Raw genomic sequence first — 21,468 nt, 5'->3', positions numbered from 1 at the left:
ACATGCAGCAACATTTACTTATATAATTTTTTTGTGGATTTTTTAAAATTCCTCTATAAAAACGTTTTCATATTGTCGATATAGGACGTAAGTCTAGGGCAATCATCTTGGTGTTTTCTTTTCTAGATCAAATACTATGGACCAACGAGGTGTTCTTTATGAAAACAGCCAAGTTCTCCCGTTCAAGCTCTCTTCGTACCAAACTCATCCTGTTATGTCTCCTGCTAATGGCGATTCCTTGCCTTAACATTGGAATTCAGGGCTATTATTCTGCAAGCTACAGCTTGGACGATATGGGCAGCCGCATCTTAAAAAACAACGTGAACTTGACGATTGAAATGATTGATGTTCTCCAGAAACAAGTCGAAGCTGGAAAAATCAGCAAAGAAGATGCACAAGAGCAAGTAAAAATTCACATCCTCGGACCTAAGCAATCGGATGGAACCCGCTCGATTAACAAAAATATCGATACTGGTGCTAGTGGATACATGTTCGTTCTGGATGAGAAAGGTGTCATGCTGGCCTCTCCTTCGATTGAGGGGAAGAATCAGTGGGATGCAAAAGATTCTGACGGTATCTTTTTTACCCAAGAAATGATTAAGCGCGGTCAGGAAGGTGGCGGCTTTACATACTATCAGTGGTTGAAGCCAACGGAGCCAGATGTTCTCTATCCAAAAATCGCCTACTCCAAACTAGACCCTCACTGGGGATGGATCGTAAGCGCCAGCAGCTACATGGAAGACTTCAATGCCCCTGCCGAAGAAGTGCTGTCTGATTTGATGATCGTGCTGGGAATCTCCTTGATCGTCGGATTCGTCGTCTCATGGTATGCCTCCGGGTTCATTTCCAAGCCCATCTCCTTGGTTGCTGAGCGCGTGAAAGAAATTGCCGGTGGTGATCTATCAGGGAAAGACATCGTGATAAAAAACCGTGATGAAATTGGGCAATTGGTACATGACGTGACCCATATGACAGAGAATTTGCGCCAGCTCATTTCTCATGTCCGCATCAGCTCTCTGCATGTCGCTTCTACCTCTGAGGAGCTGACGGCGAGTGCAGAACAGACGAGCAAGGCAACCGAGCAAATTGCCGTCACGATGCAAGAGATCGCCCTCGGAGCAGAGGATCAGTCCAAAACGATCGATGGAACGGTCAAAACGATCAACGACATGTCTTCGCGTCTGCAACAAATTGCATCCAGTAGCGAACAAGTGTCTCTGACAGTCGATACAGCGAACATGTTGGTCTCAAGCGGAAATCAAGCGATTGACGGTGCCATCGCTCAAATGAATTCCATCAGCACTACTGTTCTTGAGTTGGCAGATTCAATCAAAATGCTTGGTCACCGCTCTTCGGAAATCAGTAAAATTGTTGAGGTCATCACCTCGATTGCTGAACAAACGAACCTGTTGGCGCTAAACGCTGCAATCGAAGCGGCCCGTGCTGGAGAGCATGGACGTGGATTTGCTGTCGTTGCCAATGAAGTACGTATCTTGGCCGAGCAATCAGCAAAATCTACTCAGCAGATTAAAGATCTCATTAGCGCGATTCAAGTCGATACGAACAAAGCCGTATACGTGATGGAAACGACGACATCTGAGGTTTCGGCTGGAATCGAAGTCGTACATGAAGCCAGCAAGGCCTTCCAGGAAATTTTGTCTGGAACGACAGAAGTAGCACGTCAAATTCAGCAAGTGACCACAGCCACTCATCACATGACGACCGGAGCAGAGCAAGCTGTCCATTCCATTGAAACTATTGCCTCCACTGCTGAGACAACGGCTTTCGGAACACAAAACATTTCCGCTGCTGCTGAACAACAATTAGCCTCTATGGAGGAAATTTCGTCTTCTGCTGCTTCCTTGTCAAAAATGGCAGACGAGCTGCATGAATCGATTCAGCAATTTAAGGTGTAACCATATAATCTTGCAAACGAAAAAGGCTGCCTTTGCTGGTCAACCCTGACCTCGCAAAACGCAGCCTTTTCTTCTCCATCAAAACCTATTTAAGCCCGAGGCGGTTGCTCCGCTTCCCACGTAATCGCAATCGTCGTCCCCTGCCCGACAGCCGTTTTCACTTCGAGGGAACCACCAAACGCTTCCACTAATGCTTTAGTAATGACCATCCCAAGACCAGAGCCTTCCGTCCTGGACTCGGTGTCTGTGCCACGATAATACCTCTCAAATAGTCGATCTGCTGTTTCTTCATCCATCCCACTACCATTGTCGCTAAAAATGAGCACAACTGTTGATGGCTCGACAGCCTGTACGCTGATGGATACAATTGTACCGCTGTCATTATGAATCAAGGCATTGGCAACCAGATTATCCACGATTCGCTGAAACCAAGGCTTGTAGATGAGCATGTAAACAGGCTCGGCAGAGGGGGTAAACCGGATGCAGCCTTCCGGGTACAAGGGATGTTTGGCTGCTTCCGTAATGGCTTCAGCCGTGCAACCATTCAGGTCAACGAGCTCGACTGTAGGAGCTCCTTGTCCGTTCCTCAATCGATACGTCAGCGCCAAATCGTTGATCAAGTCTTCCATATACGCTGACTTGTCCAAAATAATTTTCGCGAAAGTATGTACCTCTTCTGTCGTCCACGTATACTCAGCATTTCCTAACAGATGCGCGTATCCTTTGACAGAGGACAACGGCGTTTTTAGATCATGAGAAACGCCTGCGATCCACTCATTTCTCAATTGCTCCGTTTCTTGGCGCAGCTTTTCGTTGCGGTAAAGCGTTTGTGACAAGGAATCCATCGAGTCAATCACATCTTGGTAGATACGATATTTGCGCTTTCTCTTCCCTCGCTTGTCTTGGCTGAGTGGAACACCATCCGCATTGGCAGGCTCCTCGTACTTTCCTCCACGCAGAAAGGTCAGCCACCGTAATACGTGAACAATCGGTGCGCCAAATCGCTGTCCGAACAAGTAGGACACAATCCCGAAGACGAACATCGCCGATAAGAGCAGCATGCCCATTCCGATGAAAAGGGCCTTACTTTCCGGTGTCAATAGCGGTTCTTCCCCGGGAGTCGTTCCTGGCAACGGATAACTGAGTACCCAGGTTTGGCCGCTTTTTTGATCATAGTGCGATACGATTGTTGCTCCGTAGCGATCCGGGTATATCGAGCGTAGCGCCAGCTCTTCCACAGAGAAATCCTTGATCGCTTTTGCAGGCTTATTGAATGAAGCCAGCTCTGCTCCCTTCGGGTCCAGGAGCTGTACCCAGCCCTCTTTACTCTTCAATTGGTTTTGGGTGCTTAGAGGAAGCATGATCTCGCTATTTTTAAGCTCAGCCACCTTAATCATCTGCTGCAAGAAATCGTCATCGCGGTTCGTCATCCCATACAGCAAGGTGTGTACCACGCCGTCTTTTTCCTGTATCCATAACGATAACCGATACGGAAACGGGCTTTTTCGGAGCCAATAAGCCGTTAATTGACCAGGACCGTAATAACTGGGTACGTCAGGCGGGGTAAAGAAAGAGTCGGTGACATAACCCTTTTCATCAATCCGCTGAAGCCACCCTCCGCTTTCTCGCACCTTCTCCAACAGCTTCGGGTTAAAACGTACATCCTCTCCCTCTACTTCAATGGTCTGGATCAGCCGCTGCAAGCCGACACTCTCAAATTCACGTGAGGACTGTACCTTTGTCATTTCTTCAAGCGTCCAATATAACGTAAACCCGGCTAACACAAAGAGGATGAGGCCAACCAGCACCAGCCACATGATCAGATGGAGCGCGATTCTGCTCTTAATATTCATAAGGAAGGCCCTTTTTCACCATTTTGTACCCGAGTCCCCTGACGTTCACCAAAAACTCCGGTTGCGCTGGATCGGGCTCGATGCGCTCCCGAATCCGATGGATATGTACCATGATGGTGTTGTCATCACGTAAGCTATTCACGCCCCATACTCGTTCGTACAGCTCGCTTTTCGAATATATCCGATTCGGATTTTTACACAAAAATAGCAACAGTTGAAAAACAAGGGACGGACAAGGAATGACTTTCCCCTCCACATAGAGCTCCCCTGCTGCTTCATAGACTTGAAAACGACCAAAATCATAGACCCCTTGAACGGGTGCTGTCGGTACGACCGGGTTCAGTTTGCGCGTACGGCGAAGCAATGCCTTGATACGTGCGACAATTTCCATCGGATTAAACGGCTTCGTCACGTAATCATCCCCACCAACGGCAAATCCGGTCAGCTTGTCAAAATCGGTATCTCTCGCACTCAGGAACAAAATCGGCGCATCAGTCAGACGGCGGATGAATGGACATGCTTCTATGCCGCTCATGTTCGGAAGCGTTACGTCCAAGACGATCAGGTCATAGCCTTTTCGTTCGCATGCACAGAGCGCCTCCTCAGACGTTTTCACCTTGTCGATCGAGTGGAATCCTTCTTTGTGCAGTACGGTCTCAAGCAATTGGAGAATGGCTTGCTCATCGTCCACGAGAAGGATAGTTGCATCTTTCACGATCACTTCGCTCCTTTTGCGCTTTTGCGTTATCCTCCATTTTATCATGCGTAGTGTCAGCGCGCGTCCACAACAACCTTAACGGAATCATAATTTTGCGTACGTTCGATTTAAGCATCCTGTAAGGTAGCGTTTCATGTCCGATAAGAGTGGCTTTCTATAATAGAGCTAGCGCTTAAAACAAGATAGGAGTGGCAACATGAAAAAAGTTTGGATTTCACTCGGTGTAGGAGCAATTCTGTTGACAGGATGTGCTGTGCAATCAGAAGCAACCGCAATACCCTCTACTACTGAATCCCCCACAAAGAAAGAAGAAGGTGCAAAGTCGATGACGGTTAAAACGGAATCTTTTGTGCAAGCTCTCCATAACGGAAAAATAGAGGATGTGTATGAGCAAACAAGCTCGTCATTCAAACAGCAGGTTTCAAAAGCACAATTTGTAGAAGGGTATACTGCTTTTAGCAAGGGGTTGAAGTCGTGGAATCACCATTCCCACACGTACGTAAACGGCAGCTATTATGATACCTGGGTGGATCAGGACGCCAAACGGGGTCTCGTCCTTACGACGGATGAAAAAGGGATCATTACAGGCGTATTATTTAAGCCATTGCAAAGCTACCCTGACACCGACAATGCTTTGACAAAGCTGGCGTATAGTGCCCCGTTTACAGGTGAGTGGTATGTGTTCTGGGGAGGTCAGAATGTCCTTTCAAACTATCACTACGAGGTGGAAAGTCAACGCTATGCATACGATCTGATTCAGGTCAAAGACGGATTATCCTATAAAGGTGATCCTGCGAAAAACGAGAGCTATTTCGCATTCGGGCAAGAAATACTCGCACCGCAGGCAGGAACCGTCGTGCATGTCATCACTGATATCAAGGATAATGTCCCTGTCGGAGCGATGAACGCGCAGCAGCCCGCTGGCAACGTCGTCATCCTCGATCATGGCAACGGAGAATTCAGCTACTTCGCCCATTTGAAGGAAGGCTCCGCCAAGGTAAAGGTTGGCGATCATGTGAAGAAAGGGGATTTGCTTGGGGTATGCGGCAACTCTGGTAATTCCAGCGAGCCTCATCTGCATTATCAGGTTTCTGACGGCAAAGATTTGTTCAACAGCAAATCCATTCGCGTGCAATGGGAGAACGGATTGAATCCGCGTCAAGGCGAAAGCATTACCGCGAAATGATCGTATAGCTGTTCATCAGTGGCAGTCCATCCCTTTTTCTTGTATCCAAAAAGATGGACTGCCGCTTTCATTTAGAGGACAATATCATACTCCATTATCTTCGCAGTCTGTTCTGCTACTTCCGCGCCTACTAATCGTTTGATGATATGAAAAGACATATTGATACCCGCTGAGATCCCAGCAGATGTCACGATATTTCCTTCATCCACGAATTTTACTCCTTTTTGCACAACGACTTCTGGAAATTCCTTTTCCATTCGATCGAGACTGGCCCAATGGGTCGTTGCTTTTTTGCCCGATAATATGCCTGCTTTGGCAAGTAAAAAAGCTCCTGTGCAGACAGAGGCCATCAGCTCCACCTGCTGCATTTGTTCACGAATCCAGTTGATTACTTGTTCATTATGTACTTCTCGTTCCCTCGCACCTATCCCACCAGGAATGATGAGAATATCAAAAACAGGCATATTGGCAAAACTGTAATCAGGTTGAACCTTTAGACCATTTAGCGTTTGAATCATGTTCCCTTTTTCCGATACCGTTTTTACACGAAAAGGTATATGGCTGCCATTTTCCATAGATGTCACCGAGAATACTTCAAACGGACCTGCAAAATCCAACACCTCCACATCGTCAAACAAAAAAATTCCTACTCGCCATTGCTTGGTCTCCATGTAGATCTCCCCCATCCTTGTTTGGATATATTTTACAAAAACTTTTTACGGAACATCTCTTGTTTTTTTCACTGTAAGAATCTGCTAGAGTCATGGGTAAGAAGAGAAAAAGGATGAGGAGGTCCACTGTCTGATGAGTACCAGTCCGAATATTATAGAGGTCGCATCTCTCATAGGAGAACCATCCCGCGTCTCCATCCTGGTCAGCCTGATGAACGGTAAGGCACTCCCCGCCAGTGAACTCGCCCGAAACGCAAAAGTCACCCCCCAAACGGCAAGCACGCATTTGGCAAAGCTGGTGGAAGGCGGTCTTTTGGTCAGCGAATCGCATGGCCGACATCGCTACTATCGCCTAGCCAACCCCGAAGTCGCCCAAGCCATGGAATCGTTAATGACTATCGCTGCACCTAAGCCGGTTCGTTCCTTGCGCGAGTCCGACCAATTGCGAGCCATCCGCTATGCTCGCACCTGCTACGACCATCTCGCAGGCGAAGTGGGCGTTGCCCTGACGCAGAGAATGTTGGAATTGCAGTTGATTGAAGCATCCGGTCAAGACTACATGCTCAGTGAAGCGGGAAAAAACAAGCTACAATCACTCGGCGTAGACCTTCAGCCCAAGCCGAAGAGCAGGCGTCGTTTTGCCCGTCCGTGTTTGGATTGGAGCGAGCGTCGCCACCACTTGGCAGGCAGCCTCGGGGCCTCACTCACTAACCGATTTTTTGAGCTTGGCTGGATCGAGCGAGTGCCGGGAGGGAGAGCAGTCCGTGTCACGCCGTTAGGCAGCTCTGGATTTATGACCGAGTTCGGACTGCATGTGGATGAATGCAAAAAGCACAGCTAGCTACTCTGCCAGCTGTGCTTTTTCACTCATTTGCCTTCGCGGAGCAAACGTCCAATTCACCAGGAAAATCCCTGCGAAAATCAACAATCCGCCCATATACACATGCCATTGCACGACCTCACCGAGCAGCAACCACCCCGACAAAACACCGAAGAACGGAGCGAGGAACAAGAAAGCACTCGTCCTGCCCGGATCTCCGTGATTCAGCAAGTAAAACCACGTCGCAAACTGCACAATGGAAGCCATAATCGCGAGCCAAAGGACGACGAACACAGCGGTCGGTGTCACAATCAGCTTCGGCGTTTCCAGCGTGAACCCCATAACAAGGAGAAGAATTCCTCCGAACAACATCTGATAGGCAGTCATCACCCACACATTGAAGCGGACTCCCCACTTTTTGACGAGAATCGTAGCAATTGACCACGCAAGGGCGGACCCGATGCCGAACAACGTCCCAGTCTCCCATTGCAGATGGAAGCCAAGCGTGATGAACACCCCAAACAATCCAATCAGAACGCCCATCCATTGCGTCAACCGATAAGATATTCCTAGAAACAACGTTCCCCATATGACCACGAGCAGTGGGTTCATAAACGTCAGGATCGAGGATTCACCTGCTGTAATTGTACGCAGACTCAAAAAGATACATCCCATGACGGCGGCCGTCTGCAAAAATCCGATCAAACATAGCTTCCCCCAGTCACCCGCCGACTTCGGAAGCGGCTTTTTCCATACCCACGCTCCCATGATCAGTCCTGCTAACGTAAAACGCAGTCCTACCAGCAGCAATGGTGAAAAATAGGCCAATCCAATTTTCCCCACCGCAAAAGACGAGCCCATCAATGATGTCGTCACGACGACAAGTATCCCGAACAAAATTCGATTCATGGCGTTGTTCCCCCGTTTCAGGCAAGCTACTTGTTTCTACTTACATGTAGTGTACCTGACGGTTAGTTCGATGAGGGTCGAAGTGTGCAAATGGTTTACAGTCGGTACTTCTCTACCATTTTGATCCCGATTTGATTCAGCAAAACAGCGAGCACCTTCCAGACCGTTTGACGATAATACGGCAAATGTTTGACATACACCGCTGTATATTCCGGTTCCCCCTCGGCTCCCCTGTCTGCTTTGAAAGCACCTACGCCCGCACTTTGATGGAGCAGGATGCCCTTGCTCTCTGCTTCTTGTACCAAGAGGCACGACAGCATCCGATACAGCCCGGTCTCTTTGGGAAGCGTCGTATCATAGCCGAATAGCGGCGTCGTCATCACACCATTTCGCTCAAAATAGCCAAGAATGCCGTCCAACCGTCCGTCTTTTTCCAAGCCGATGAGGGTCAATGTCCTCTTTTGCATCGCCAGTCGGACGAACTCCACCGAAAACTGTGGATTATGCTGGGAGTATTTATCCAGATACAGCGCGTTATATAAAGCAACGATTCGCTCGACATGCTGTTCTCCCAGCTCCTCATGACGCAGGATGCGATAGCCGGATTTGGCAAGCATTTTCCGATCGCGATTGAGCGTATTGCGAACCCGCCACTTGCCCTGCGCTGGCCAATCTGGGTGGAACAGGTAGACGTAGCGACTGGGAACCATGAGATAGCCCTTCTCTACGAGTCCCTTGTGGAAATCCGGATATAGCCTGCGACAAACAGATCGAAATGCGATAATATGACCGGGGAACTTTTGGATGCCGTTTTCCGTAATGTTCTTCACTTCATCTGCACGCACATCATGATACAGATTTGTCGATAACAGCCAATTGTTGACGATGACCATTTGGTTGCATTGGCTTTTTTTCATCCAGCGTCCAAGCCCTGTGATTACAGTCGACAATACCCGCCTAAGCACCCCTGAATCGAGCATACTTAGCTCTTCCTTCGCGTACGTCACGTAATGGGTAAACACCGAACTGACATACGAATTGTCGTACTCGGTATCGTTCACCGTTACAGGCATGATCCGATCACCTACACGGAGTGCATGCATCCGCGTCTGTACATTTTGCACATAGCGGGATGGTTGTTCCGTCATCATGGGCAACAAATAGCTTTTGACGTAGTCGGCATCCTGCGCCTGTTCCCAAGGGATTTGCCCATCCGAGGTCCCTTCATACCATTCAATCAATGGCCTGCTCACCTTGAATAAACATCCTCTCTACCCGCCGCAATTTTTTCGTACCGAGATTCAACTCGTACGGTGCAAACACAATCGCAGGCAATTGTCCTTGCTGATCGGCAATGACTCGCTCCAGACCTTGGCGTACTCGCTCCTGCTCTTGCGTGGACGGTCCGTCTCCATCCTGCATGAGCAGTGCTACCTCCACTTGCTCGTAGCTTAGCTGCCGTACCGTATACTCTTCTATCGCATCAGACGAGGTAATGACGGCACGGCGGATGAAATCAGGAAAGACCGATACCCATCGGGCTTCCGTTTCATGGCGAAAAACAAACATATCATCTGCCCTGCCCTCAATCGATTCCAGCGCCATAAACACAGAGCCGCACGGACATGGCGTACGTTTTTCCGTCAAAATGTCGTTCAAACGATAACGGATAATCGGCTGTGTCGCCCGGGAAAAATCTGTGATGATCGGAAAGAAACGCTCCTTTTGCTCATCGAGATACTCCTTTTCCACCACCACGATGTCTTCATTGATATGCAATGTCCCGTGTGAGCAGCTCACCGCAAGCAGCCCTTCTGTGCATTGATAAATTTGATGCACGATCTGCCCGAACACTTCTGCGATGTATGTTTGATCCAACGGGTCCAGCACTTCTGCCACCGAGATCACCTTGATCGGAGATATCCGCAATTTCCCTTGACGCTGGGCAGTCGCGAGCATTCTCAACATCGAGGCGGGCGCAACCAACACCGACGGCTGATACTGATTCAGGTGATCAAGGTGCTGATCGAGCGGTATTTGCAGATCGAAGAACGAGAATTGAATGCGACGCCTGTTGACCGCCGTATACAGGTTGCTATTCGCTCGCAAGAAAAAAGCAATCCGCTGTGTCGACCATAGCTGACCAGGCAGTGCTTTCGCCAAAATCACCCCTGCCCATTTCGCCTGCTCCTGCGGTCCCACGAGAAAAAGCCCGCGATTACCAGATGTCCCAGAAGATAGTCCTACGGTCACACCGTTTAATTGGGAAGTGAAATCGCGTGTCGTTTCTGCTTTCAGTCCAATCGCAAATGCTTCTTCCTTCTTGATTCCGCACGTATTCAACTCGTCAAAATGGTCCATCATGTACTTTTTATCAATCGGCTCCATCTGTCTCCATTGTTCTGGCGCTCCCAATCTTTTTCGGTAAAAAGGAGAAGCTGGCAAAATGCGAGACAACATCGCTCTGACCTGCGCTTCTTGCCATTTCACCAGCTGCTCACGCGAGGAAAAACGACGGGCAAGCCACTTCGTTTTTACATATTGCTTCAAGAGCGTCATGATCTCCATGTGAACTCTCCTCTGCTGGCCTGCCAGACTTCCCTGCAGTGTGTTGGCATGATTTTCATGTCGGGACGTTGGCGGGATAGCACATGCAGCTTGTGCAAATGCTCGCGATACGCCTGTCGATCCGCCATGATCAACCTAGCCAGCGGGTGAGGCAACAAATTGCCGAGATAGGCTTCACTCGACCAAGCGGCATCCGCACACAAAAATACATCCCCATGATCCCGATCGCGCAGGAACACACCAAACTGCCCGATTGCATGTCCGTTCAGATCGACGATGTACAGACTCTGATCCGCAAATAAATCATAGCCTTCGGCGTATGGCGCGTAAGCCTCTGGCAATGCCACTAGCCCTCCCAGATCAATGAAAGTCACCCGTTCTTCGAAATCGTCAGGCATCAAATCAGGCAAATACGCCTCCCGTAGTGCTGCCCACCCCGTCTTTCCCTTTACGTGGTTGTAGGCACTCTCAAAGCAGTATAGTCGCGCATGCGGAAAATCGCGCAAACCGCCAATATGATCCGCATGAAAATGGGAAATAAAAATACCCGCTATGTCTGTCGTTTTGATTCCACGTGCTGCGAGCTGCTCAGAAATACTCTCGTGTGCCTCAGAGAATACCGGCGTTATTTTGCCGTATAGCGAATAAGGAAGCTTGCTCGTGGCTTCAAAAAAGCGCTGTGAATAGCCCGTATCAAAGAGCAGCAAGCCGTGGACGGGATGCTCGATAAGCCCTGCGATGGCGTGAAACGGAATGTTTTTCATCCTGCCGCCTTTTCGGGAAAACATCTCGAGCTGCTGGCAGTAGCCCGTGTCCATCAGCGTTAGTTTAACGTCCATCATGCGTCCTCCACCAATCTGTAAACGTCTCGATGCCACGGGCAATGCTCACCCGCGGTTCATAGCCCAGATCGCGCTTCGCCTTTGAGATGTCCAGGGTTTGTGATTTGGCGAGCACGCCTACCGAGTAACGCGTCAAAACCGGCTCTCGATAGCCCAAAACGGTCTTGGAGAGTGTCTCCAGTACCCATGCTGCCGCATACGCCTTCCAATATGGCAGCTCGCGCGTTTTCAGTGGAACTCCCAAGCGACGAAACACATCTGACAACACCTCAATCATCGTCACTGGTTCCCCATTTGTAATGTTGTAAGCCTGTCCCAATGTGTATGCTGGAGAATCCATGCACAAGATCAGCGCGTCCACGACATTTTCCACATACGTCAAATCAATGATCGCCTTGCCTCCGTCGATCAGCGGAACGAATTTCTTTTCATTGGCGCGGATTAATCTGGGAAGAATGGCATTGTCCCCAGGGCCAAACAAGGCCCGAGGACGAATCGTTATCGTCGGAAGCCCTGCAAGAAACGCCTTGTCGACTTCCAGCTCCGCCTGGTATTTGGTCTGTGCGTATGTATTAGCAAACCGTACGGGCATCGGCTCATCTTCGCGGATACCCAGCTTGTCGTCAAAAGCAAAATAAATACTCGGCGTCGATACATGGACCAGACGCTCTATGCCGTGTTGCTTGCAGCCATCGATGACATGAATGGTTCCTGTCACATTCGTCTCGTACATGTCACGGTACGTTCCCCACGGGGAGGAAAAAGCAGCCGCGTGATGCACGATGTCCTGATCGCGGCAAGCCTTCAGCATGGCTTCTCTATCTCTTAGGTCTGCCCGAAGGAATCGAATGCCCTGCTCCTGCAATTCCCGGCCGATTCGCTCGTCTCGTCCTTGCGCTGTCACCTCATAGCCCATTTCATGCAGTCGCGTGGCCAGCTTCTGTCCGAGAAACCCTGTCGCCCCTGTTACTAGCACTCGCTTGTTCATTTCTTCCTCACGTCCTTACGACTCTTCTCCGTTCCATTCGATATCGCTCGTACTACAAGCGATCATGCTTTTTCTCGTTCGAAAACTCTGCCAAGCCAAATCTGCCAGCATGGAGAACTGATCAAAAAAAGGCCGTGGATCATCCCGCCTAAACAGTACATCCCTCGCAGAAAGCAGGTCTTTCACCCAACGCTTTGCCTTCTTGCCATTCGTCATGCCAGCAAGGCCGTATGTCAGCATTGCCATCCCTAGCATGCAAGCTTGTTTTCCAGCAGGGACAACGGTTTTTCCCCGATCAGAAAAGTAAGCAGTCGCAGCCTCTTGCTGTCCTGTAAACAAATGCACACCGCTTGTCAGGCGTGGATTGCATTCGATCACGTATAGCTCTCCCTGCTCATTCTCAATGAAATCAAACGCGATTTGTCCGCTTAACTTATGCCGTTGCACGAAGCGACTAACAAATTCTCTTACCTGTGGATGGGCTGAATAGGCGAAGTGAATCGAGGCACCTTGCCCTGCTGTATGTGTTGTTTCGTAATCGGCGTACAAGGCGAGCTGCCCATCCTGAGCAACGGCGTAGCTGCACACCTGTTTCCCTTTTATAAACTGTTGGACTAGCCATGGCTGCCCAACTGTCGGTTCGGGTAGCATAGACTGCCCTGCCGCAAAGGACGGGTCTGCCACGATCTGTACATGAGCGGCAAAGCGCGAATAGACGGGCTTCAGCACAAAAGGCCCCCTTGCTTGTAGCATGGCCTCCCGCAGTTGAGCAGGAGATTGGACTCGAACCGTCTCTGGAACCAGTGCTCCCACCTCGCGCGCCATTTCGGCAAAAAGCCATTTGTCGTGCAACGAACGCAGTACCTCGATACCTTCTACAAGCACTTCACCAAAGTCAAGCAAGCGATCCCGCCCGCGCGAGACGTAGAATATCTCTTCACAAGTCGGGATCAACAGATCGATACGCTCACGCTGCATGATTTCGCACAGCTTTTCAATATAAGCATCGGGCTGCTGACGGGGAGGAGGCACTTGGTAGGAGCGCTCTACATAACGAGAGTGCTGGCATAAATGTCGCCGCGCACTCTCCGCTACAATGACTCGATGTCCCACAGAACCCAGCAAACGCGCTAGCTCTAACGTAGCTGGAGCTCGTCCTCCTGTCAGCAAGACTGCTTGTTTAGTATTCAAGCACAATTCCTCCGAGAGACAAGCCGGCAGATGTGCCCAACAGCATCAGGTGATCCCCTCTCTGTACCCGATTCTGCCCAATCGCTTCATGCAGCGCCATTGGAATGGAAGCTGCGATGACATTGCCATGCTCTGCTAGAATGTTCACCATTTGCTGGTCGCTAAAACCGAGCTTGCCTGCCATGATCCGCATCGCCATCCCACTGGCCTGATGAGGAATGACTGTACGAATTTGCTCCTTGGCTACGGAGGCTCCGGACAGCAAGCGATCCACAAATCCGGTAATCAACTGTGAGGTCAGGCGAAAAATTTTCCTTCCGTCCATATCAAATGCAAAGTCTGCTTCTCTTCCTTGCGCAAATTGGCTCGGGTGGATCAGCGTACCGCCACCCCTTATTTCGGAATAGTGCGCCCCTTCACTGTATGTTTTCATACTTGAACCCAAGATGCGGGAGCTTTCTGTTTCAGGCGTCCTGCCGATGACAACAGCCGCAGCTCCATCTCCGAACAACACACAACTCTCTTTTTGCTCCCAATTCAAACCTGCGGAAGATATCTCAGATGAAATAATCAAGACTCGCTCGTAAATACCAACCGCCATCTGGCACGACATCACATCCAGCGCAGTGACGAAGCTAAGGCATGTCGCATTTATATCAAAGCAAGGAATACCTGTTTTGCTTAGTTGAAGCTCTTCCTGAATCAAGGCAGCCGTGCATGGGATTTCCTGTTGCGCCGTCCCGCTTGCACATACGATACAATCGATATCGTGAAGAGAGAGGCCCGCCGCTTCCAAAGCACGCCTAGCAGCGATGGCTCCCATCTGTGCTGCCGTTTCATTCGTTACAAAATGCCTGACGCTAACCCCGGACTTTTTCTCTACCCATCCAGCCGCAAGTCCCAGCTTTTCTTCCAGTTCTGCTGCTGTCACACGCCGAGTGGGCAAGTATTTCCCTGTTCCGAGGATTTTGATTTTTCTCTCCATGATCTGTGTCTCCCTTAGCTCGCGTTACTCACACACTATTCGACATCTGCCATTTATTTTACCTAAGTTTGTCGATTTTTGGTAAACAGAATAAACACTTGGTACGAAATACCCAAGTGTTTACGTATGCAGTATTTCTTTATTGCTCTCACAAAAGATAGTTCACTCGTTTCCACCTATTTATAGTAAAAATCGATAACCGACACCCCACACCGTCTCGATGTATTGTGGCTTAGCCGGATCGCTTTCTATTTTTTCCCGCAGCTTGCTGATATGCACCGTCACCGTCGCGATATCCCCGTAGGAATCGAGACCCCAGATTTTTTCAAACAGTTCCGTTTTGCTAAATACCCAGTTCGGGTGGGTTACCAAAAAGAGCAGGAGGTCGTATTCCTTGGAAGTGAAAGCTACTTCGTTTCCATTGATATAAACCCTCCGCGCCAGCTTGTCGATGCGAATCCCACGAAGCCTGATCTCCTCTTTTGCCGTACGCGGTTTGGAATCGGAGACGAGACGGTCGTAACGGGCTAGATGGGCTTTGACCCTCGCTACCAGTTCGCCCAAGCTAAACGGCTTACTGATATGATCGTCGGCTCCTAGACCCAGACCACGGATCTTGTCGATGTCTTCCTTTTTAGCGGAGACGAGCAGGATCGGAATATTTTTGGCTTTCCGGACTTGCTTGCAGATTTCAAAGCCATCCACGATTGGGAGCATCAGGTCTAGAATCAGGAGGTCATACTCCTCTCGCAGTGCCTTTTGAAGGCCCGTATCCCCGGAAGTAGCGACATCGACCGAGTAGCCGTTTGCCTCCAAGTAATCCTTTTGCACCTCTGCGATCACCGTGTCATCTTCAATAATTAAAATGTGTTTCATTCCATGTCACCCCCGGCTCTCTTGAGATCTGGCAAGGTAAAACAAATGCGGGTCCCGCGTCCGCTTTCGCTCTCCGCCCAAACACGACCACCGTGCCCCTCCACAATTTGTTTGACGATGGCGAGTCCAAGACCACTGCCTCCCATGGCCGAATTACGCGAAGGGTCCGCCCGATAAAAACGGTCAAAAATATGGAGCATGGCTTCTTTTTCAATCCCTGTCCCATTGTCTGAGATCGCCACAATCACTTCACCGTCAGCTTTCTCCACTTCCAATTGGATCAGCTTCTCGTCCTTGTTCAAGTACTTCAGGCTATTGTCCACGATATTCATAAGCACGCGATGAAGTTTTTCCTGATCAGCCATGACTGGAATCGGACTTTCATTATGCTCGTCATAGCGAATAGGAACGCCGTTCATCCGCGGATCTAGCCGCAGCTCCTCGGTAAACTGTGCCATATATGCTCGCATATCGACTTCTTCAAAGTGAAAGGGAAGCTTGTTCAAATCCAGTCTCGAGAATAAAAATAGCTCATCAATCAGACGGTTCATCTGTTCTGATTTGATGGCAATCATCTTCATATATTTTTCCCGCTTCGCTTCTGTGTCCGCAATCCCTTCCTGAACCGCTTCCACACAGGCTTTGATTCCTGTTATGGGTGTTTTCAGATCGTGCGAAATACTGGAAATCAGTTGTTTACGATTTTCTTCATACTGAAGCTGCAAGTGGATAGAATCATACAATCTGCCACGCATCTCTTCAAATGCTTCTCCCAGCTCTCCTAGTTCATCTTTGCGATGGAGTTGAACAGGGCGCTCCAGATTGCCTTCTTTCATTTCGTTCGCTGCCTGCTTTAATGCGTACAAAGGTCGAATGATACTGCGTGAAACAAGAAACGTTAGTACACCGTTCGTCAGCGCCACAATCGTTAGAAGACTGAGAATCAATGTGATAAAAAAATAAATGCCTGTCTGCATGAATGGGAAAGAATTCGCGAGGAAGTAGAGCTTTCCTTTACTCTGATCAGCAAAAGTAAACTCGTACGTATCAAACGTGTAGCCGTCCTGTTGAAACTGCTTCCAGCTATGCATGCGCCCCTGATCCGGCTGATCCTGCAAATAGTCAGGCAAGTCAGCGCTATCAATCGACTGGGAGAGGAATAGTACTTTTTCGTCCTTTGTCAGTATCAATGCTCCGCCAACTGCTTGTAGCTGCTCATCCGTTTCTGTTAGCATGTTCTGGTTCGTCAATTGATTGGGAGCGTATTTGGCCATGAATGTGACACCAGCAAACAACTCGTCTCGTTTATTGAGAGTATCACGAAGGAACGGTTTGCCTGCTTCTCGTTCCCCCCAAAAGTAATTCGCCAATCCCGATGCCACCAATCCAAACAAAACAAGGGGGATAATAATCATGGCAATATAGGAGAGCAAAAGTCTTGTTTTGATCGACATGGTTCATCACCCCCTTGTAGTCATGGTTTACTCCGAATCGGAATGCTTCGTCCAGCCTTTTCTCCATTTGTTCTTCATGTCCTCGCGGGAAACCTTCTCAACTTGTTTGCCTGTAAGATCGATGCGATCAGGTGTGGTCGTGCCCAGATCGGACAAGCGGATATCCAAAGAAAGCTGGAGCTTGTGCTCTTTCCCAGACGCGTCCGTTCCCGAGAGGTGCACCACAGCAGATTGCTGTTCGATTTGATTTTTTTCGTCGATCTTGGCGTTCAGCAATACTTGGTCCACTTGAAAATTCTCTTGCAAGTGAGGAAGCTGGACAGATAGATGGTTTTCAGAGGAAGACGCTTCTTGACTATGTTCGGCGAGCTTATCGTAGAGAATAGGTCCGGCTGCTTGAATAAATGCCGGAATTTGCGTTTCGGAGAGCTGAAGCGACGTACGCTTGCCTCCATCCGGCAGATTCTCAACGGTCGCGTTTTTTCCGAGATCGCCGAATACCGTAGCAAACAGCTTATGCATCATGGCCCCGCGTTTGTTATCGGCGTCATTTTCTGGTTGGTGTCTTCTATCCATTTTTTCCATGACCCGATAAACGTTACTATCCCCTTTTTTAACCACAACTTGATCCTTTTCCAGAAAGGCCTGCATGCTTTTCTCGCCCAGCGTGTCTGTAAAAGTCGCATCTACATTTCCGATGTACTGGTTATAATCGATCTTTGCGACTCCCTCCAGTGTGAGCAGCTTCGCTCCGTTGTCTGTGAGTGATAGCTGCGCGTGGGCCGTCATGCTTTTCGCTTCCTTCGTCTGATGCAGGGCTGATTCATATACGCCCATCGTCGTGCTATCCGCACTCGCTGATGCCCCATACCCCCAAATCAATGCTCCTGTGACTCCAACCGACAAGCCGATACCTAACCATTTTTTTCGCATGATGATCCCTCCTATTTTCATCGAAAGCAACTGTCATCGCTTTCTATACCAGTGATGATAAATAGAGGGTCTAAACACGCTCTAAATCAATTCTAAAAAAAGTGTAAAAACAATTTCATATGCTATATTGAAAGAAGAAGAGATCAGCATGAACCTGAAGTGGAGGCATTATCTATGAGCATGCAAGAAGGCTATATTGAAGTTCCAGGCGGAAGAGTATGGTACAGTCGCGTCGGCGAAGGGGAGAACACGCCTCTGATCGTCCTACACGGAGGACCTGGCAATACGCATGATCCGCTCAAATCAACACTTCATGTCTTAGCCAACGAAAGACCCGTCATTTTCTACGATCAGCTCGGGTCAGGAAATTCCGATCGCCCAACTGATCTGACTCTTTGGAAAACCGAACGCTTTGTGGAAGAGCTAGCTTGCATCAGACAAGCCCTTGGCTTAAAAGAGGTTCACATCCTGGGGCACTCGTGGGGCACGATGCTAGCAGCAGCCTATTTAGTGGATGCTAAGCCGGAAGGGGTACAGAGCATCATCTTCTCCAGCCCATGCCTGAGCGCAGAGCGCTGGAAACACGACGCAGATCGTTTAATCGAGCAATTGCCAGTGGATGTGCAACAAACCATTGCCACACACGAAGAGCAGGGCACAACTGATTCACAGGAATACCAGGATGCCATGAAAGAATACTATAAGCGCCATGTGTGCCGCCTTGATCCAATGCCAACAGTCATGACAGAAAGCCGTCCAAAAGCAAACAAAGAGGTTTACATGACGATGTGGGGACCTTCTGAGTTTTGCCCGACAGGGAATCTGAAAACATTCGACTACACACCAAAGCTACATCAAATTAACATCCCTTCCTTGTTCGTTTGTGGCCGTTACGATGAAGCGACGCCTGAATCGACAGGATATTATCAGTCTCTGGTGCCAAACGCCGAGCTCCATGTCTTTGAAAATAGCTCACATGTCGGCTATTTGGAAGAGACAGACGAATACGTGCAGGTTATCCGCAGCTTTTTGCAAAAAGCAGATACGAAATAAAAACGCCGCGGCCTCACTGGCTTAGCCTGGCATATAAAAAAACGGAAAGACTTCGTATCGCTGAACGATGCGCGTTTTTCCGTTTTTTCAACCTTCGAGCCCTCCTTCTTTTTTTAAGTAAAGAAGGAAATGAAGTATGTTTAACCCTAATATGATGAAAAACATCTAGGTGGACATCGCATCTCCACTTAGATGAAATTCATGGCAAGCAAGTCCTTTTGCAAGATTCGGTCCCTTCTTTTATACTCCTCTTCTTTTCTCTCGTCCGATCAAATACAAGAAATACGGCGCCCCAATGACAGCTGTCACGATGCCCACGGGAACCTCCATCGGCGGCAAAAGCCATCTGCCTAGCCCATCAGCGGCGACCATGAGCGTAGCACCGAGCAGAGCAGCGACTGGGAGAAGAAGTGTGTGCTTTGTACTGTCTACTTGACGGGGTGCAGTTCTTCCTAGACTTGCCGCTGTTGTTCTTTAATTGGATTGGAGGCTATTTGATTCCGATATGCTTGTTATACACATCGTATACAGAACGTGAAATGATCGCAGCCGATCTTCCCCCATAACCACCCTCAGGAACGATTACGGCTACTGCCAGGACAGGATCGTCGACTGGGGCATACGAAATGCTCACACCATTCGTAATGCGGCGGTGCATTTTCCATCTTGTCTTTTTCTGTCCGGTTTTCTCATCTGTCACCGTCACCGGTACATAAATATCTTGCTCAGATGTTCCTGTCTTTGCAGCTACCTGAAACGGCATTCCTTCATACGCACGGACTGCCGTCCCCCCTGGCTTCGTCACCAGCACCATGCCTTGCTCTAGAATGTCCCAATATTTATCTGGGTGAGGAAAGGTACTCATGGTTTTTGGCGTGTACGATTTCACCAGTTTTCCTTCTGCGTCTGTGATCTTATCTACCATCTGCGGCTGCAAACGAACGCCTTTATTCGCTAATGTCGCCGCAAACTGTGCCAATTGCACCGTCGTTGCCCGAACTTGCTGCCCGAAGGAAGCTTGCACCATCGCTGCTAATGGTCCATAGTTTTCATCCATCACCAAATAGTCTTCTTTGCCCTTGTTTTCATTCGGCAAATCCACGCCAGTCTGAACCCCTAACCCGAATGCGTGATAGTACGATTGCAGCACGGCCGCTGACTCTTTTCCTTTTCGGCGGGACAATTCCTCCCCGATTCTCGCCATGTACGTATTCGATGACTTTTGCAGGGAAATCGCAGGTGTAATTATGCCATGCGCTTTGGAACTGTCGTTCTTAATCCGGTCTGTTCCACGTCCATAGTGATACACCCCTCCATCATTCCAACGATCGGAGGGAGCGATGATACCTTCCTGCAAACCAAGCAATACCGTAATCGGCTTGAGGACAGACCCTGACGGCACAATGGAACCCGGGTGCTTGTAGCCCTCCTGAATCGCCGCCTCGCCCGTTAATGGCCGCGTATCGTATGGCGCTTCCCGAATCGTACCATTCGTCACCGCCAGCTTGATCTCGTCATACGTTTTTTGATCCGGCCCCTCAATCCACACGTTTGGATCGTATTCCGGATAACTGACCATCGCGACGACCTTGCCTGTCTTGACCTCGACTGCCACGACGTACGCTCCCTTTGCAGCCCTCGCCTCAGGGATGGTTGCACGCAACTTTGGAAGAAACGCTCGGATCGAATCCCGGATATCTAGCTGGACCCGCTGATCAATGGTGAGATACACATGATTGCCTGGGACGGACGGAACTTCCTCCACTTGCTTTACAACCGTCTGATTTGCTGCGACCTCATACATCCGGTACCCATTGCTCCCGCGAAGCTCTTTTTCGTAAGAGAGCTCAATTCCATCGAACCCAACTAACTGGTTCGGCAAATACTGCGTGATCTCATCCTTGTAGGAGGCGAGCTTCACATTTTCAGCTATATGAAAGGGCCGGACATACCCGACCGCCTGTACGGCGATTTGCTTGGGATCGTATTTCCTGATCGGTTTTGTCACCACTTCAATCCCCGGCAATTCGCCGCGATGCTCACCCAGCACTGCGATTTCTTTATCTGTCAAATCCACCTTCAGCTCTTTTTCCAAATAGCGCGGCAATTGTCGTGCCGCTTCCACATAATTGCCTTTCTCGTAGGCATAGCCGACATCCATCTTTTTTAACAGCGTGGCCTTATCGAGGCTCAGTATTTTCTCCAGCTTTTCCACCAGGACAAAGTACGCTTTCTTCTCCATGACCTCTTGTTCACGGAAGACAGCGAGATGGGAAGGCCGACTTTCGGCAATGACATACCCGTTGCGGTCATAAATGTTTCCTCGCATAGCGGGAATGTAATCTTTTTTATACGATCTGTCTGCCAGCTCATTTGCATAATCGCTCCCTTGCTGGATTTGGATTTGCGCTAATCTCAAAATAATTGCCACAAACATAAGGAATACGACGATATAGACGATTTGCAGTCGTTTTAAACGATCACTTTTTGCTTCCTTCATCCTTA

The 21,468-nt window shown here is 49.2% G+C and carries 18 protein-coding genes and 1 pseudogene; 4 read left to right on the top strand and 15 right to left on the bottom strand.

Annotated features, from left to right (window positions below; all coding sequences use genetic code 11):
* Positions 1-158: 158 nt before the first annotated feature.
* Positions 159-1,916 (top strand): methyl-accepting chemotaxis protein, encoded by a 1,758-nt coding sequence (locus C7R92_RS19025; protein WP_106835301.1) that lies wholly within the window; start codon positions 159-161, stop codon positions 1,914-1,916.
* A gap of 89 nt (positions 1,917-2,005) precedes the next feature.
* On the opposite strand, the gene C7R92_RS19020 is transcribed toward C7R92_RS19025, so the two are convergent.
* Entirely contained in the window at positions 2,006-3,769 is a 1,764-nt protein-coding gene (locus C7R92_RS19020; protein WP_106835300.1) for a sensor histidine kinase, read from the bottom strand.
* Positions 3,759-4,484, bottom strand: a complete 726-nt coding sequence (locus C7R92_RS19015; RefSeq protein WP_106835299.1) for a response regulator transcription factor — start codon at positions 4,482-4,484, stop codon at positions 3,759-3,761. Before C7R92_RS19015 ends, C7R92_RS19020 begins: the two co-directional genes overlap by 11 nt.
* A 199-nt stretch (positions 4,485-4,683) precedes the next feature.
* On the opposite strand from C7R92_RS19015, the gene C7R92_RS19010 reads away from it, so the two are divergent.
* Entirely contained in the window at positions 4,684-5,673 is a 990-nt protein-coding gene (locus C7R92_RS19010; protein WP_106835298.1) for a M23 family metallopeptidase, read from the top strand.
* A gap of 71 nt (positions 5,674-5,744) precedes the next feature.
* On the opposite strand, the gene C7R92_RS19005 is transcribed toward C7R92_RS19010, so the two are convergent.
* Positions 5,745-6,344 carry a DJ-1/PfpI family protein gene (locus C7R92_RS19005; RefSeq protein WP_106835297.1) on the bottom strand — a complete coding sequence of 200 codons (600 nt, stop codon included), beginning with the start codon at positions 6,342-6,344 and terminating at the stop codon, positions 5,745-5,747.
* A gap of 133 nt (positions 6,345-6,477) precedes the next feature.
* Here C7R92_RS19005 and C7R92_RS19000 point away from each other — a divergent pair, with 133 nt between their 5' ends.
* Positions 6,478-7,185, top strand: coding sequence for an ArsR/SmtB family transcription factor (locus C7R92_RS19000; RefSeq protein WP_106835296.1), 708 nt, complete (start codon positions 6,478-6,480; stop codon positions 7,183-7,185).
* Here the strand turns inward: C7R92_RS19000 and C7R92_RS18995 are convergent, their stop codons facing one another.
* The 10 genes from C7R92_RS18995 to C7R92_RS18950 all read right to left on the bottom strand — a co-directional run bounded on the left by C7R92_RS18995 (position 7,186) and on the right by C7R92_RS18950 (position 17,910).
* Entirely contained in the window at positions 7,186-8,073 is an 888-nt protein-coding gene (locus C7R92_RS18995) for a DMT family transporter (protein WP_106835295.1), read from the bottom strand. It lies immediately after the preceding gene.
* 95 nt (positions 8,074-8,168) lie between these two features.
* Positions 8,169-9,314: a GNAT family N-acetyltransferase gene (locus tag C7R92_RS18990; protein ID WP_106835294.1), complete on the bottom strand. Its 1,146-nt coding sequence runs from the start codon at positions 9,312-9,314 to the stop codon at positions 8,169-8,171.
* A complete protein-coding gene (locus C7R92_RS18985; protein WP_106835293.1) occupies positions 9,307-10,641 on the bottom strand; it encodes a F390 synthetase-related protein in 1,335 nt (444 codons plus the stop codon). Before C7R92_RS18985 ends, C7R92_RS18990 begins: the two co-directional genes overlap by 8 nt.
* Positions 10,629-11,480: an MBL fold metallo-hydrolase gene (locus C7R92_RS18980; RefSeq protein ID WP_106835292.1), complete on the bottom strand. Its 852-nt coding sequence runs from the start codon at positions 11,478-11,480 to the stop codon at positions 10,629-10,631. Before C7R92_RS18980 ends, C7R92_RS18985 begins: the two co-directional genes overlap by 13 nt.
* A complete protein-coding gene (locus C7R92_RS18975; protein WP_106835291.1) occupies positions 11,470-12,471 on the bottom strand; it encodes an NAD-dependent epimerase/dehydratase family protein in 1,002 nt (333 codons plus the stop codon). Before C7R92_RS18975 ends, C7R92_RS18980 begins: the two co-directional genes overlap by 11 nt.
* A 15-nt stretch (positions 12,472-12,486) precedes the next feature.
* Complete coding sequence (locus C7R92_RS18970) at positions 12,487-13,662, bottom strand: ATP-grasp domain-containing protein (RefSeq protein WP_106835290.1); 1,176 nt, start codon at positions 13,660-13,662, stop codon at positions 12,487-12,489.
* On the bottom strand, positions 13,652-14,647 hold the full coding sequence (locus C7R92_RS18965; protein WP_106835289.1) for a beta-ketoacyl-ACP synthase III: 996 nt from the start codon (positions 14,645-14,647) through the stop codon (positions 13,652-13,654). Before C7R92_RS18965 ends, C7R92_RS18970 begins: the two co-directional genes overlap by 11 nt.
* Before the next feature lie 180 nt (positions 14,648-14,827).
* Entirely contained in the window at positions 14,828-15,523 is a 696-nt protein-coding gene (locus C7R92_RS18960; RefSeq protein ID WP_106835288.1) for a response regulator transcription factor, read from the bottom strand.
* A complete protein-coding gene (locus C7R92_RS18955; RefSeq protein ID WP_106835287.1) occupies positions 15,520-16,977 on the bottom strand; it encodes a sensor histidine kinase in 1,458 nt (485 codons plus the stop codon). The genes C7R92_RS18960 and C7R92_RS18955 overlap by 4 nt, the downstream gene beginning before the upstream one ends.
* Positions 16,978-17,004: 27 nt before the next feature.
* Positions 17,005-17,910, bottom strand: coding sequence for a hypothetical protein (locus tag C7R92_RS18950; protein ID WP_106835286.1), 906 nt, complete (start codon positions 17,908-17,910; stop codon positions 17,005-17,007).
* Positions 17,911-18,084: 174 nt separating this feature from the next.
* On the opposite strand from C7R92_RS18950, the gene C7R92_RS18945 reads away from it, so the two are divergent.
* Positions 18,085-18,963 carry a proline iminopeptidase-family hydrolase gene (locus tag C7R92_RS18945; protein ID WP_106835285.1) on the top strand — a complete coding sequence of 293 codons (879 nt, stop codon included), beginning with the start codon at positions 18,085-18,087 and terminating at the stop codon, positions 18,961-18,963.
* Between the two features lie 240 nt (positions 18,964-19,203).
* Here the strand turns inward: C7R92_RS18945 and C7R92_RS18940 are convergent.
* Positions 19,204-19,383: pseudogene (locus C7R92_RS18940) on the bottom strand (iron chelate uptake ABC transporter family permease subunit); the annotation flags it as partial.
* Between the two features lie 70 nt (positions 19,384-19,453).
* A complete protein-coding gene (locus C7R92_RS18935; RefSeq protein WP_106835284.1) occupies positions 19,454-21,463 on the bottom strand; it encodes a peptidoglycan D,D-transpeptidase FtsI family protein in 2,010 nt (669 codons plus the stop codon).
* Between the last annotated feature and the right edge of the window lie 5 nt (positions 21,464-21,468).

This window comes from Brevibacillus porteri (assembly GCF_003013475.1).
In the GTDB taxonomy this organism is placed as follows: Bacteria; Bacillota; Bacilli; order Brevibacillales; family Brevibacillaceae; genus Brevibacillus; species Brevibacillus porteri.
This window is presented reverse-complemented; position numbering and strand designations above follow the sequence as displayed.